The 14,304-nt window shown below is 59.6% G+C and carries 11 protein-coding genes and 1 other annotated feature; of the genes, 3 read left to right on the top strand and 8 right to left on the bottom strand.

The annotated features are described in order from the left end of the window. Window positions 1–166 precede the first annotated feature (166 nt). The 6 genes from ACLBWT_RS02635 to ACLBWT_RS02660 all read right to left on the bottom strand — a co-directional run bounded on the left by ACLBWT_RS02635 (window position 167) and on the right by ACLBWT_RS02660 (window position 7,554). Complete coding sequence (locus tag ACLBWT_RS02635) at window positions 167–1,027, bottom strand: glycoside hydrolase family 76 protein (RefSeq protein WP_447661682.1); 861 nt, start codon at window positions 1,025–1,027, stop codon at window positions 167–169. Continuing rightward, window positions 951–1,289: a hypothetical protein gene (locus ACLBWT_RS02640; protein WP_447661517.1), complete on the bottom strand. Its 339-nt coding sequence runs from the start codon at window positions 1,287–1,289 to the stop codon at window positions 951–953. The genes ACLBWT_RS02635 and ACLBWT_RS02640 overlap by 77 nt, the downstream gene beginning before the upstream one ends. Window positions 1,290–1,350: 61 nt before the next feature. Then, window positions 1,351–4,218, bottom strand: a complete 2,868-nt coding sequence (locus ACLBWT_RS02645) for a ComEC/Rec2 family competence protein (protein WP_447661519.1) — start codon at window positions 4,216–4,218, stop codon at window positions 1,351–1,353. Window positions 4,219–4,566: 348 nt separating this feature from the next. Beyond that, window positions 4,567–5,106: a deoxycytidylate deaminase gene (locus tag ACLBWT_RS02650; RefSeq protein WP_447661520.1), complete on the bottom strand. Its 540-nt coding sequence runs from the start codon at window positions 5,104–5,106 to the stop codon at window positions 4,567–4,569. 206 nt (window positions 5,107–5,312) lie between these two features. After that, window positions 5,313–6,626, bottom strand: coding sequence for a homocysteine synthase (locus ACLBWT_RS02655; protein WP_447661521.1), 1,314 nt, complete (start codon window positions 6,624–6,626; stop codon window positions 5,313–5,315). 58 nt (window positions 6,627–6,684) lie between these two features. Beyond that, the gene (locus ACLBWT_RS02660; protein ID WP_447661522.1) at window positions 6,685–7,554 is read right to left on the bottom strand and encodes a ComEA family DNA-binding protein; all 870 of its coding nucleotides are present in this window, start codon (window positions 7,552–7,554) and stop codon (window positions 6,685–6,687) included. Window positions 7,555–7,804: 250 nt separating this feature from the next. On the opposite strand from ACLBWT_RS02660, the gene comER reads away from it, so the two are divergent. Continuing rightward, a complete protein-coding gene (gene comER / locus ACLBWT_RS02665; protein ID WP_447661523.1) occupies window positions 7,805–8,644 on the top strand; it encodes a late competence protein ComER in 840 nt (279 codons plus the stop codon). A 119-nt stretch (window positions 8,645–8,763) separates the two neighbouring features. Here comER and leuS read toward each other — a convergent pair whose 3' ends face one another. Further along, window positions 8,764–11,205, bottom strand: a complete 2,442-nt coding sequence (gene leuS / locus ACLBWT_RS02670) for a leucine--tRNA ligase (protein WP_447661524.1) — start codon at window positions 11,203–11,205, stop codon at window positions 8,764–8,766. A gap of 67 nt (window positions 11,206–11,272) precedes the next feature. Beyond that, window positions 11,273–11,514 (bottom strand) — a binding site (T-box leader). Window positions 11,515–11,695: 181 nt separating this feature from the next. Here leuS and ACLBWT_RS02675 point away from each other — a divergent pair. Next, complete coding sequence (locus ACLBWT_RS02675) at window positions 11,696–12,418, top strand: 3-ketoacyl-ACP reductase (RefSeq protein WP_447661525.1); 723 nt, start codon at window positions 11,696–11,698, stop codon at window positions 12,416–12,418. Between the two features lie 326 nt (window positions 12,419–12,744). Here ACLBWT_RS02675 and ACLBWT_RS02680 read toward each other — a convergent pair whose 3' ends face one another. Further along, window positions 12,745–13,266 carry a GNAT family N-acetyltransferase gene (locus ACLBWT_RS02680; RefSeq protein ID WP_447661526.1) on the bottom strand — a complete coding sequence of 174 codons (522 nt, stop codon included), beginning with the start codon at window positions 13,264–13,266 and terminating at the stop codon, window positions 12,745–12,747. Window positions 13,267–13,650: 384 nt separating this feature from the next. Between ACLBWT_RS02680 and ACLBWT_RS02685 the strand changes: the two genes are divergently transcribed. Then, the gene (locus tag ACLBWT_RS02685; protein ID WP_447661527.1) at window positions 13,651–14,079 is read left to right on the top strand and encodes a GNAT family N-acetyltransferase; all 429 of its coding nucleotides are present in this window, start codon (window positions 13,651–13,653) and stop codon (window positions 14,077–14,079) included. The last annotated feature ends 225 nt before the right edge of the window (window positions 14,080–14,304 follow it).

Genomic DNA, 14,304 nt, shown 5'->3' on the forward strand with positions numbered 1-14,304 from the left:
CGGGTGCATGTCGAGCTGAATGTGCCGACAAAGCTTCGTTCGACGGAAAAGCTTCTAGCGGCAAAAGGCGATAGTGGGACCAACATGAAAAAGGAGTCCCCGCCGGGACTCCTTTTTCAACGTTGCGGACGTCCGCAGGAAGGATGGACAGCCTCCATCCGGACGGTCATGGATACGCGATGCCGGAATCCGGCATCGCAGCCGTACTTCGCTTCTCCATCGCCGCCAGCTGCTCCAGCAGCATGATGCCGCTCAGCTGGGTGCTCAGCGTCACTCTTTCTTCCGGTAGCTCTGACCAGCAAGTGCTGAACACCTGGCGCCGCGGATCGCGTCCGCGGCTCCATAGCGAGGATGCTTGAGCTTCCAGCAGGCGGGTTATGGCTGTCTCCTGCGGAGCTACGGCAATTAGCTCTCCCAAATATCGGACCAGAATGCCCTTGAACAAACCGCCGTCCCCATCCCCTTCCTCAGGAAGCAGGCCGCTCGCCGGATGGACCAGCTCCCTCCGCATCGCATCAGCCGTGCGGACAGCGTCTTGCTTATAGTCCGGATCTCCCGTAATCCGGTACAGCTCCACGCCGGCGCCGATATAGACGCCCTGGCAGTACGTGAACTTCCAGTCCTTGTCGATCGTTCCGTTGCCGGTGCGGTTCATGCCGTCCCATACGAAGCCGGTCGCCGGATCGATCAAGCTCGCTTTCAGCCATCCGTAAATTTTGAGCGCCCAAGCCAGATCCTCCGGACGGCCCGACAACCGGTACAGCCTTGCCGCCAAAATGGCCGCTGGCGCGTTGGCCGGCGTGTTTTTGTAATCGAGCTGGGACTTCTGCCAGGCGATGCCGCCGCCCATATGGCTGTTCCAGCCGGTCTGGATATCGGCCCAGAGAATATCGGCCGTCTCCTTGTATGCCGCCCGGCCCGTCGCCTCAAACGCTCTTACACGTTCAGCGTCACCGTGCCCCAGGTTCCCCAGCTGCCTGTGCTCGGCAGGATGAGATTCGCGGCCGCGATTGAGCCGTTGACCGATACATAGCGGGAAGTATTGCCGGCTCCTGCCGCGTAGCGGATCGTGACTGTCCTCGTGGATGCGCTGTTCTGGTTGACGTTGAACGGTCCATCATGTCCGATGGCAAGGTAAGGAAGAACTGCCGCATGAAGAATACGGAAAACGACCCGGAAGCTCCGGGCAGGATGATGCCCCAGAACGAATTGAGAAATCCGTGGCCGTAGACAAGGATGCTGCGGGTTTTCGATACGTTGAGGGCGAGCCTGAACAAGGTCGTAATCAACAGGAGAGCTGGAAAGATGGAAAAATCCAGCGCTTTGCCAAGGCGCAGGATTGGACGAGTCTCATGGATGGAGAAGCCGCATGTTCATGGAATCTCTCTTGATCTCGAACTGGATCTCGCCGTCCAGATCCGTCCGCACCGCTCTCGTCCCCGCTTCTCTCAGCCTATCCATCGTTTCGGCGCTGGGATGCCCGTACCGGTTGTTCAAACCGGCGGATAGAACGGCAATGAACGGCTTCCAATAGGCAAGCCAAACCGAAGAGGTGGAGTTCTTGCTTCCATGATGTCCCGCCCTCAGCACATCCACGGATGGAGTTGGCGGTGACGGTCTGTTCGTCCCATCCACCATCGAATGCCGGGTGAGCCCGGCATTCGATAGTGGATGGCTTAGCTCGGCGGCTATGCTCTCTCGAATGAGCTCCTGCTCGCTTGCAGAGCCGAGATCGCCAGGCAGCAAAAAACGCTTGCCATATATGTAAACCATGAGCACGACGCTTTCTTCGTTTTGTTCCTCCGCAATCGCTATTTCTCGCTTGCCCTCGGCAATGGATGCTTGGCCGCTGCCGGCAAGCGGCCATAGAACGTCCAGACGGGTCGAGGCATCCGCCTGCCAGCTCTGGCCGGATCCGGCGGAGTAGACCGGAATGTCCAATTCGACAGCAGCCTGCAGGATCGGCTCAGCCTTGCCCGCTTCCTTCAATGTTCCATTCCACAACAATCGACGAACGGGGATGGATTCCAGGACGGCAGTCAAACCTCCGATATGATCTTGATCCAGATGCGTGGCGACAAGGAGATCGATATGATGAACGCCCCGCTGCATGAGCAGCGGAACGAGCGTTTTGCGTCCGATCTCATACGGATCGCGGCGGATTCGCCAAGGCTCCTTGCCGAAATCCATCGTTCCTCCTCCATCGATGAGAATGACTTTGCCCGATGGCGTCCGGATCAAGGTCGAGTCTCCCTGGCCGACATTCAGGAAATCCACTTGCGCGCTGCGGCGCGGCCAGTCCGGATGATAGGCATGGAACAGGAGAAGAGCGACAGCCGCAAAACCGGCAAACGAGCAGAATCCCGGACTGCGCAGAAATCGATGCGCCTCGTTGGTGAATGTTCGAAAGAGACGATTTACATAAGCCCCCGGACTTATTCCTCCGGCTGAAAATAGGGATTGAAGATCGTATACTCGCCTGCTGCTGCCCGGTTTGCTGCCGGGCGGATTATTTTGACGATTGAATCCAGTCAACCCTCGATCCACATTTCCACCTTCAGGCCAATGAGGATCAAGATGACCGACATCCGGGAGCGGCCGGGTCTCATCGCCGGAAGTCTGCTCTGGACTTGGCTGCCGCTTTTCCTTCCGGACGCGCCTCCAGGCAGCCAAAGCAGCCAGCAAGCAGGCAAGCGCGCCATACCAGGCAAAGATCCACCAAAGGGACGGCTTGGCCCAGATTGTCGCCCCTCCTCTCCAGGAGCTCATGCCGTCCACGACCCGGAATGACCAGTCGTTCCCTCGAGAGGTTAGGGCCGCGATGACACGCGACGCACCCGGCCATATCGGCTCCAGCAGCATGACAGCCGCGCCCGCAGGCATGATGAGGAGGCTGATGAACGGCACGAGCAGCAGGTTGGCCGGCAGCGAAAGCAAATGGAACTGATTGAAATAATAAATCGATACCGGGAAGGATGCCGCCTGGGCGACGACCGTGACTACGAGCGAGTCCAGCAGGAACCGCCCTTTGCGGATGCGTGGAAGCAGCCGGTTCACGGCTGGCACTCCGAGGATCAGTCCCGCCGTTACAATAAAGCTGAGCTGGAAGCTCACGCTCTCGATCAGGCGGGGATCCCAGAGCAGCATCAGCATGGCGGAAGCCGCAAGCAGATGAAGACCGTCCTTCAGCTTGCCTGCCCGCGCTGCTGCCAGGCCGATCAGCGCCATGACGCCGGCGCGGATGATGGATGGAGCGGCTCCTGTCAGCAAGACGTAAGGCGGCACGGCTAGCATGAGGACAAGCAGGACTTGTTCTTTGGTCAGGCGGCAGAGGCGGAGCAGAAATCCGAGCAGGCCGAGCATGACGGCGACATGCATGCCGCTCACGGCCATGATGTGCGTCAGGCCGAGACGGGCGAAGCGGGTGTATAGGCCGGGGTCGATATCGTCCGAGTCGCCGAGGACGAGAGCTTTCATGTACCCGGACTGCGCGGCCGGGTACGAGCGTTCCAGCGCGGAGCCGAGCTGCGAGCGGACCGCATCCGCGCGTCCGAGCAGCGCGGCTGCGCTCCAGGGGCTGCCGGGCGAGACGTCGGCATCGCCCGCGCCCTGGACCTGCAGCAGCCAGTGGATGCCCTGGCTGCGCAGGTAGCGGCGGTAGTCGAAGCCGCCGCGGTTGGCCGGCCCCGCCGGCAGCTGCAGCGCGCCGGAGACCGCGATGCGGTCGCCGCGCCGCCACTGGCGCGCGGCGTCAAGCTCCGCCTCGCGCAGCAGCTTGACGCGCACGAGCAGCCGCTCGCGCAGCGGCTCCGCCTGCTGCGCGTCCCCCGCGCGGACGGTCTGCGCCGTCATGCGCAGCTGCACCACGTCGCCGTCGATTTCGACCGGCGACATGATGACCCCCTCCGCCTCGGCCAGAATGTCCGAGGGCGGCAGCTGCGCCGAGGCGGCGGCGTACAAGGCGGGCAGCGCGGTCGCGGACCGCGCATCCGCCCACAGCCGCTCGCCTGCGGCGATGGCATAGGCCGCCAGGCAAGCGGCGGCCAGCCCGGGCCGGGCCTGCCCGACGAGCGCCAGCGCCGCCAGCAGCAGGCCGAGCCCCAGCCCGGCGCTCAGCGCTCCGCCGGGACTCCAGTACGCCGCCGCAGAGCTGCCGGCGACGAAGCAGACGGCCGCCCACAATAGCGGCCTTCCATCCATAAAACCTCTCGCTCTCATCCCTCTTCTCCTTTCCGGTCAACAAGCAACAAAACAAAACACCTCCACGAGTCTCCTCTTGAAAGGAGAACTCATGGAGGTGCTTCCTCCGACAGCTATGGCATCAGTCTTAGTCTTCAGCCTTTAATCTTTAGCCTTTAGTCTTCAGCCTTTAATCTTCAGCCTTTAGTCTTCAGCCTTTAATCTTCAGCCTTTAATCTTCAGCCTTTAATCTTCAGCCTTTAATCTTTAGCCTTTAGTCTGCAGCCTTTAATCTTCAGCCTTTAGCCCATCATCAGCCCTTAGCCCATCATCAGCCCTTAGCCCATCATCAGCCTTAGCCATATCAAATCCAACATCCGCTGGCCGCTAGTCCGTAACGGCAAGGCCTGCCTGCGGCGGAGGCTCGTAGCCTTCCAGCTGCCGGAAGCCGATTCCCTTCTGCTCCATCAGCGCTCTGACCTTCTCCGAGTCCTTCGGATACCCTCGATGATAGACGATCTCGGAAATGCCGCTGTTCGCCAGCATGTTGGCGCATGTCCAGCAAGGCTGGTCGGTCACATAAACCGTCGAGCCTTCCCGGTCGCTCCGGTCGGTGAACAGAAGCAGGTTCTGCTCGGCGTGGATGGTGCGGATGCAGCGCTGCTTCTTGACCATTTCGGCCTGGCCGTCCGTAATGCGCTGCTCCCACTCCTCGACGATCATGCAGCCGGCCTCAGAGCAGTCGGCGACGCCCATCGGAGCTCCGTTGTAAGCTGTTCCAAGAAGCTTCTTGCCCTGGACGAGCAGCGCTCCCACGTGCCGCCTGAGGCAGCGTGAACGGGTCGATACCATATAGGCGATGTCCATGAAATAGGTGTCCCAGTCTTTTCTTGCGGCATCCTGCTGGACGGCGGATGTAGTCGGCATGCGGAGCAGCCCCTTCCTGTCGGTTCCTGTTGAATTCCATTATAGCGAATGCAGCGGGAAAGCGACAATCGGATGATGCCAAGCCAAATGCCTGGGCGGATCAGCCTCATGGAAGTGTCTCAGCTATGCAGGAACCGTCTCTTTCGTCATGAACCCATTCCGCAGGAACCATCTCCTTCGTCATGAACCCATGACACTCGATACGATCAGGAGCCGCTGGCGACCTCGCTCGCCTGGCTGGCGGCGATCGCCTGTCCGAGATCATGCAGGATGTCGGCGATTCCTTCCGTGCCGATGGACAGCCGGATCAGGCCCGGCGTGACGCCGGACGCCAGCTGCTCGTCCGGAGACAGCTGCTGATGCGTCGTGCTCGCCGGGTGGATGATGAGCGACTTGGAGTCCCCGACGTTCGCCAAATGCGAGAACAGCTGCACGGAATTGATGATCCGCTTGCCGGCTTCGATTCCGCCTTTGATCTCGAAGGTCAGAATCGCTCCTTGCCCTTTCGGCAAGTACTTCTGAGCCAGCTCATGCGACGGGTGTCCGGGCAGGCCGGGATAGCTGACGGATGCCACCGCGTCATGCGCTTCCAGATAACGGGCGACCTCAAGCGCGTTGGAGCTGTGGCGCTCCATCCGCAAGTGGAGCGTCTCCAGCCCCTGCAGCAGCAGGAAGGAATTGAACGGCGAGATGGCGGCGCCAAGATCGCGGAGAAGCTGCACGCGCGCTTTGATGATATATGCTAAAGGTCCGACGGCATCCGTGTATACGAGGCCGTGATAGCTCGGATCCGGCTCCGTCAGGCCAGGGAACCGTCCGCTCGCCAGCCAGTCGAATGCTCCCGCGTCGACGATGATTCCTCCGATGGACGTGCCGTGTCCGCCGATGAATTTGGTCGCCGAGTGGACGACGATATCCGCGCCGAACTCGATCGGCCTCAGCAGATAGGGACTCGGGAACGTATTGTCCACGATGAGCGGAACGCCGTTCTCATGAGCGATCTTGGCGACGGCTTCGATGTCGAGCACATCGCCTCTCGGATTGCCGATCGTTTCGCCGAATACGGCTTTTGTCTTATCCGTAATCGCTGCGCGGAAGTTCTCGGGATCGGAAGCATCCACGAAGATCACCTTGATGCCGAGCTTAGGCAGCGTATGAGCGAACAGGTTGTACGTGCCTCCATACAGGCTGGACGAGCTGACGATCTCGTCGCCTGCCGAAGCGATATTGAGAATCGAGTAGGAGATGGCGGAAGATCCCGAGGAAACCGCAAGCGCTGCCGCTCCGCCTTCCAGCGCCGCAACCCGCTTCTCGAATACGTCGCTGGTCGGATTCATGATGCGGGTATAGATATTTCCGAACGACTTCAGTCCGAACAAATCCGCGGCATGATCGGTGTCATGGAAGCCGTACGATGTCGTCTGATAGATGGGCACGGCGCGGGACAGGGTCGTCGGATCGATTTCTTGGCCGGCATGGACGGCCAGTGTTTCGAAAGCAAGCTTGCGAGGTTCAGTCATCTTCTTAAAACCTCCTATATCGGGATGAAATCATGGAAATATACCCATTTTCTCACAATCATGGGAGGACGACAACTAGATCTTTCCATTTCTCCACGATTTTCGGACCGATTCCCTTCACCCTCTGGACATCCTCGACCGATCGAAAAAAACCGCTTTGTTCCCGCTCCTCGACGATCGCTTTTGCTTTGGCGGGACCTACGCCTGGCAGCGCATCGAGCTGCTCGGCGCTTGCCCGGTTCAGGTCAATCCTCCCTTCCGACGCGGCGTTTCCGCCAGCGGCTTGTCCGCTCCCTGCGCCCTCTCCGCTTCCCGCCGATCCAGCCGCTCCGCCGCCGTCTGCCTTGATTCCCGCACCGTTGTCAGTCGCATTGGCCCCTATTGCGCTGGAGCCGGCCGCTACGCTTCCCGCACCCGCTCCGCTCCCAATCACACCGCCCTTTGCCCCAGAGTTGCTCTGTTCCACGGCCCCTGATAAAGCACCGCCTTCCGCAGTTCGCTTGCTTTCCGCATCCGCCCCGCTGTCCGTGCTGACAGCGGCAGCTTGTCCGGAACGGGAACTCCCGCCTGCGGCTGAGTCTTCCTCTGCTCCACCGCCCCGAGCCTCTGTCACCCCAGCTCCGCCAGAAGCTCCTCCTGCGGCGGATCCGTTTCCTGCCGCCGCCTCGCCGCCGGATTCGGCAAGTCCAGATCCCCCTGCCACGCCCGCATCCCCTCCTCCCGTTCCGCCGCTCCTCCCATCGCCTCCTGACGCAGCGTCCTTGCCGGCCATCGCATCCGCCAACGCCGCGTTCACTTGAACCCAGCCGGCTGGATCGGGATCCCGCGGCTGCTGCAGCCCGAAAGCGATCAAGCCAGCCCCGGCCAAGCCCAAAACCATGACGGCCGTTTTTTTCGGGGGCCGCCTTTGCGCTCCATATCTCTCCATGTGCATGCTCCTCCCTGCCATCCGGCACTTATTCGTGAACGTTTTCCTTTCCTCGACATGTTTGCCGAGCCGTCCTGCATAGAGTACTAACAATCCGCCTTCCGCCCTGGCAAGGAACGCCTTCCGGGAACGGATGGTCAGAAGGGGTATAGGGGCCTGCATGGCAGGCCCCCGCATTGTATCCCATGCGGGACGTCCATCTCAGGGCCTCGGCCTCGAACCGGCGTCCCAGCTCGCAAGGAGGGATCCCATGAAGATCGGATTTATCGGCACGGGCAGCATGGGCAGCCTGCTGGTGGATTCTTTCATCCGGTCGGGCGCTGTCGACGCTTCCGATGTGATCGTCGCCAACCGGACTTACATCAAGGCCGAACATCTTGCCGCTCAGCATCCAGGCGTTACGGCCGTTCCATCAAGCCGCGAAGCCGCGCAGCAGAGCGATTGCCTCTTTTTGTGCATCAAGCCCTTGGAGTTCAAGTCCGTCTTGCAGGAAATTCAGCCGGCCGTCCGGAGCGAACAGATTGTTGTGTCCATCACCAGCGCCGTGCTCATCAGCCGTCTGGAGGATCAGCTCCCCTGCCGCATCGCCAAAATCATCCCCAGCATTACGAACGGCGTATTGAGCGGCGCCTCGCTCTGCATGTTCGGCAGCCGCATGACCGTCGCAGACTGCTGCTATCTGGAAGGCATCCTGTCGCGCATAAGCGAGCCCTTGCTCATCGACGAGCAGTACACCCGGATCGTCTCCGACCTGTCCAGCTGCGGTCCGGCCTTCATCTCCTTCCTGCTGCAGCGCCTGATCGACGCCGCCGTCGAGATCACCGGCATCGATCCCGACGAGGCGGTCGCCATCTCCAGCGCCATGCTGCTCGGCACAGGCAAGCTGCTGACCGAAGGGGGGATGACGCCCGATGAATTGATCCGTCGCGTCTCAGTGCCGGGCGGCATTACCCAGCAAGGCCTGCAGCTGCTCAGACAGGAGACGGACGGCATGTTCCAGAAGCTGATCCGCATCACCCATGACAAATTCCGCGAGGATCTCGAAAAGGTCGAAGCTTCCCTAAACGACGAAGAGGTGAACGGTCCCTGAGGCATTCGCGCATGCGAAACCTCCAGGGTCCGTTCACCTCTTCCGGGATGCTTTCCTCAGAAAGAGCCTCCGGCTGCAGGACTCTCCATAGGAAGAAGACTGCAGCCATCGGTATCTTTTTAGTTGGCTACGATATTGACGAGCTTGCCTTTGACCGCGACGACCTTGCGGACCGTCTTGCCTTCCGTCAGCTCCTTCACGCGAGGGAGCTCTTTGGCGATCCGTTCCATTTCGTCCGTGTCGGTGTCGGCCGCGATGGATACGCGCTCGGCGATCTTGCCGTTGACCTGCACGACGATCTCGACCTCCTGGTCCACCGTCCACGATTCCTCATAGGATGGCCATTCCACATACGTAACGGATTCGGAATGCCCCAGCTTCTCCCACAGCTCCTCGGCGATATGCGGAGCGAGCGGAGAGAGCAGCTGCACGAAGTTCTCCATGGAACGGCGCGGCAGCGTCTCGGCCTTGTAGGCTTCGTTGACCCAGATCATCAGCTGGCTGATCGCGGTGTTGAAGCGCAGGTTGTCGAAGTCGTCCGACACCTTCTTGATGGAGCGGTGCCAGACCCGGTTCATCGCATCGCTTCCTTCGGCATCCGAGATTTTCGGATTCAGCTCGCCGTTCTCGCCGACGAACAAGCGCCAGACGCGGCTCAGGAAGCGGTGCATGCCCTCGACGCCGCTCGTGTTCCACGGCTTCGTCGCTTCCAGCGGCCCCATGAACATCTCGTACAGGCGCAGAGTATCGGCGCCGTATTCGCCCACGATGTCGTCGGGATTGATGACATTGCCGCGGGATTTGCTCATCTTCTCGTTGTTCGGGCCGAGAATCATGCCTTGATTGACCAGCTTGTGGAAAGGCTCCTTGGTGTCTACGAAGCCGAGGTCGTACAGCACCTTATGCCAGAAGCGCGCGTACAGCAGGTGCAGCACCGCATGCTCCGCGCCGCCGATGTACAGGTCGACCGGCAGCCACTCCTTCTGTTTTTCGGGCGAGCAGAACTGCTGATCGTTCTTCGGATCGATGAAGCGCAGGTAGTACCAGCAGCTTCCCGCCCATTGCGGCATCGTGTTCGTCTCGCGGCGAGCCGGCAGGCCGGTCTCCGGATCGGTCGTGTTGACCCAGTCCGTAACGTTGGCGAGCGGAGATTCTCCCGTTCCCGAAGGCTTGATCGCCTCCACGTCCGGCAGCAGCACCGGCAGCTGATCCTCCGGAACCGGCTTCATCGAGCCGTCCTCCAGATGGAGGATCGGGATCGGCTCGCCCCAGTAGCGCTGGCGGCTGAACAGCCAGTCGCGCAGCCGGTACGTCGTTTTGCCGCGGCCTTTGCCCGTCTCTTCCAGACGGCCGATCATGGCTGCGATGCCCTCGCTGTTGGACAGGCCGTCGAGAAAATCAGAGTTCACATGCGGTCCATCGCCGGAGAAGGCTTCTACCTCGACGTTGCCGCCCTGCACGACCTCGATGATCGGCAGGTCGAACAGCTTGGCGAATTCCCAGTCCCGCTGGTCATGGCCCGGCACGGCCATGATCGCTCCCGTGCCGTAGCCGGCCAGGACATAATCCGCGATCCAGACCGGAACCTTGGCTCCGCTGACCGGATTGACCGCGTAAGCTCCCGTAAAGACGCCGGATTTGTCCTTGGCCAGATCGGTACGCTCGAGATCGCTCTTGCGGGAAGCCGCTTCGCGATAGTCGGCGACCGCCGCCTTCTGTTCCTGCGATGTGATGGAGTCCACCAGCTCATGCTCCGGAGCCAGCACGCAGTAGGTCGCCCCGAACAGCGTATCCGGACGGGTCGTGAACACCTGGATCTCCGCGTCGGAGCCGTCGACCGCAAACGCGACCTCGGCGCCTACGGATTTGCCGATCCAGTTGCGCTGCATGTCCTTGATGCTTTCCGACCAGTCCAGCTCCTCCAGATCTTCGAGCAGGCGCTCGGCATACTCGGTAATTCTCAGCACCCACTGGCGCATCGGCTTGCGGATGACCGGATGGTTTCCGCGCTCGCTGAGGCCGTTGATGACTTCCTCGTTCGCCAGCACCGTGCCCAGAGCCGGACACCAGTTGACCGGCACCTCCGCGACGTAAGCGAGGCCTTTCTTGTAGAGCTGGATGAAAATCCACTGCGTCCACTTGTAGTAGTCCGGATCGGTCGTGCTGATCTCGCGGTCCCAGTCGTACGAGAAGCCGAGCGACTTGATCTGGCGGCGGAAGTTGTTGATGTTCTTCACCGTGATGTCGCGCGGGTGCTCGCCGGTATCGAGAGCATGCTGCTCTGCCGGCAGGCCGAAGGCGTCCCAGCCCATCGGATGCAGCACGTTGTATCCTTTCATTCTTTTGTAGCGGGAAATAATATCCGTCGCCGTGAAGCCTTCCGGATGGCCTACATGCAGACCCGCCCCCGATGGATACGGAAACATGTCCAGCGCAAAGAATTTCGGCTTGATCGAGTCCTCCTCCGTGCGGAACGTCTTATGCTCATCCCAATGCTGCTGCCACTTCGGCTCCAGCTGCTGGGGGTTGTAGCCTTGTCCTTCGATTCTTTCCTGACTCATGGCCTATGCCTCCTGTTCATTGTGCGGGGGCGCAAACGCAAAAAACCTCCCGTCCCAGCGATTAATCGCTAGGGACGAGAGGTTTGAATTCCCGTGGTACCACCCTAGTTGGCGCCCGGCATGCTTTGCCGCGGACACCCACTCATGAAGCCCTTAACGCGGGCCATGCGGCAAGGCTGCTCCGAATCCGGAATTGACCTTGCGGCTCCGAGGCGAGATTCGGCACGCTGCGGGTCCGGCTTGCACCAACTGATGCCGGCTCTCTAAGTCCACGCGATGCGGCTTACTGCTCCTCTTCAACGCCAATATGGCTAATTTAAGTCCGATTATAGTGGATTGCAGACCGGGAGTCAAGAAGCCGTCGACGGCAGTCGAATCCTGCGGCGCATCATGGCGCTCGCTCATGACTTCTTCATTTGTTCCTCATCCAGCCTTCCTATATAATAAAAATGCTGTGCAAGTCCATTCTACATAGACAGGAGAGATTCCATTGGAATTGAAAAATAAGACGGCCCTCATCACCGGAGCCGGCAAAGGCATCGGCCGTGCGGCCGCGATCGCTCTCGCCAAGGAAGGCGTCAATCTGGGCCTGATATCCCGCACCGAGTCCGAACTGGCATCGCTGGCAAGGGAGCTGACCTCCCAATACGGCATAAGCGTCCATTACGCCGTCGCCGACATCTCCGACGCCTCCGAGGCGGCCGATGCCGCCAAAGGCCTGGCCAATGAGCTGGGCAGCGTCGACGTCCTGATCAACAACGCCGGAGTCGCCACCTTCGGCACGGTAGCCGAGATGGATCCGGCCGAATGGGAGCGGATCGTCCGCATCAATCTGTTCGGCACCTATTACGTCACCCATGCCGTGCTTCCTTCCATGCTGGAGCGCAAAAGCGGTGCCATTCTCAACATTGCCTCCACTGCAGGCGAGCGCGGCTTCGCGACAGGCTCCGCCTACAACGCCTCCAAGTTCGCCGTCATGGGCTTCACCGAGGCGCTCATGCAGGAGGTCCGCAAGTCGAACATCCGCGTCACGGCGCTGACGCCAAGCACGGTCAATACACCGCTCGCTTCCGCGAACGGCCTGCTCAAGGGCAACGACAGCGATAACGACATCCTGCAGCCGGAGGACGTCGCCGAGCTGATCGTCGCCACGCTCAAGCTGCCGGACCGCGTATTCATCAAGACCGCAGGCATCTGGACGACCAATCCTTGATTCCAAAAGACTAGCCGGCATTCCCTAGGAATGCCGGCTTTTTGGTGTTTCGGAAGCTGTTGGCTTCAGCAATGCAAAAGGGGAAGCTTCCGAATCCGGAGCCTCCGGTTCTCATCCGCATCCCATTGCTGCTTTCGTCCCCGTATGAAAGCATAGCCATCGTTCGATAATCGACGGTAAGGATGAGATGGCGGACGACTCGATCTCCCTCGGGACAGGCAAGACGAAGCCGTATGCGGCCTCGGGCAACACGGCTGTCCACGTAGAGCCTCTCGGCAGCTCCATGCTTGAAGTTCCGGAGTCCATTCAGACAGGGCTGAACGAAGTTATCTGCCGATCCAGAATCTCCGAACAACATTCCCGTTCTCCTCGGTATGCGGAGCATCCTCCACTCCCCCGTTGTTCAAGATTGTCTTCGCCGAAGCCTCGTTGGAGCGGTCGCATACGACCAGCACCTTGGCGATGCCGAGCTCGGATGTCTTCTCCAGCGCCAGCCTCAACAGCTCCGTCGCATAGCCCTTGCGCCTCTCGGAAGGCCGGATGCCATAGCCGATATGACCGCCGCTCGTCAGCAGAAACGGCGTCAGGCCATGACGGATGTTGACGGCTCCGAGCACTCGCTCGGTCTCATCGACGAGCCAGAACGTCGAATCCGGCACCCAGCCCTCCGGAAGTCCGATGCCGGCGCTGTTTTTCCCCAGCCAATCCACCATCCCGGCGAAGTCCGCCGGATCCTTCGCGATGACCCAGGGAACCATGTTTTCTCCGCTCTCAACCCATTCCTCGTAAAAGTCCATATATTCCTTTTCCAGCCGCAAGTGCGGAACCGCCAGCCTCACATTCGCCATCGTTCTTCCCCCTCTATTTCTCTATCCATTATCCTCAATGCGGGCATTTCCCTATTAAAGGGAATTTACAGATCGGCAACGAATCTCTGATTCGGGAAAGTATACCATGTCGCCTTCAACGACGGTAGAGGGGTTCTATCAGGCTCATTGGAAAATCAGTCCTGCTGCGGGGCATCCGCTGGTACGAGAAATGAGGCTTTCGCCGGGACGGCATGGTATCCTGAGGGATGAGGTTTACAAAAACGGCAGGTACTGCAATCGGCTTCTCATGAGCCGATCAGGAATTCAATGAAAGGGGTTGAAGAACATGGAGCTGAACCGATGCCTCTGATAGAGGGCGGGTATCCAAGCCGCCTGAAAAATAAACAAAAGGTGGTTGGGCCAATGAACTTCAAATCCATCGTCATAAAAGAGCGTCAGCCTTCCGTAGAGGAGTTCATCTCCCTGTGGCAAGCCGTGGGGTGGGGACATGTAGATGCCGGAATGGTCCGGAATTCCATTCCCCAATCCCGTTATGCCGTAGTAGCCGAGCTGGACGGCGAAGCCGTCGGAATGGGCCGGATCGTCGGCGACGGCGTCATGTATTTCTATATCCAGGATGTCGCCGTCCACCCGGAGCATCAAGGCCGCGGAATCGGAAAAAGAATCATGGAAGACCTGCTCGACTACGTTCGACAGAGCAAGCTGGACAGCGGCATCGCTTTTACGGGACTGTTCGCTGCGGAAGGCAAGGAAGCATTCTATGAAACGTTTGGATTCAAGAACCATGCTCCCGGCATGACGGGAATGTTCAATGTATTTGAAGTCAAGTAGGTTTTCAAGAGGATAGGTTTCCACCGCTGATCCAAAGAAGAGCTAAAATTCTCCGAAAAAGGAGAGGTTTTACAACCTCTTCTATTTAAAACAAATTTTCCTAACACATAGATTACATTCGTCTATCCTGTTTCATATTTTAAAATATATTGAAATAAATGGAATTTTGAGGTGATTACGCTGAAGAAAATGGTTCTCATGATTGGTTTGACGGCAATGCTGGCC

The sequence above is a fragment of the Paenibacillus sp. D51F genome (genome assembly GCF_053345695.1).

Excerpts from the sequence above, each read along its gene's own strand:
- comER (WP_447661523.1), top strand. The coding sequence starts at position 7,805 with ATGAAGATCGGATTTATCGGCACGGGCAGCATGGGCAGCCTGCTGGTG.
- ACLBWT_RS02650 (WP_447661520.1), bottom strand. The coding sequence starts at position 5,106 with ATGCCGACTACATCCGCCGTCCAGCAGGATGCCGCAAGAAAAGACTGG.
- ACLBWT_RS02655 (WP_447661521.1), bottom strand. The coding sequence starts at position 6,626 with ATGACTGAACCTCGCAAGCTTGCTTTCGAAACACTGGCCGTCCATGCC.
- ACLBWT_RS02685 (WP_447661527.1), top strand. The coding sequence starts at position 13,651 with ATGAACTTCAAATCCATCGTCATAAAAGAGCGTCAGCCTTCCGTAGAG.
- leuS (WP_447661524.1), bottom strand. The coding sequence starts at position 11,205 with ATGAGTCAGGAAAGAATCGAAGGACAAGGCTACAACCCCCAGCAGCTG.
- ACLBWT_RS02645 (WP_447661519.1), bottom strand. The coding sequence starts at position 4,218 with ATGAGAGCGAGAGGTTTTATGGATGGAAGGCCGCTATTGTGGGCGGCC.
- ACLBWT_RS02660 (WP_447661522.1), bottom strand. The coding sequence starts at position 7,554 with ATGGAGAGATATGGAGCGCAAAGGCGGCCCCCGAAAAAAACGGCCGTC.
- ACLBWT_RS02680 (WP_447661526.1), bottom strand. The coding sequence starts at position 13,266 with ATGGCGAATGTGAGGCTGGCGGTTCCGCACTTGCGGCTGGAAAAGGAA.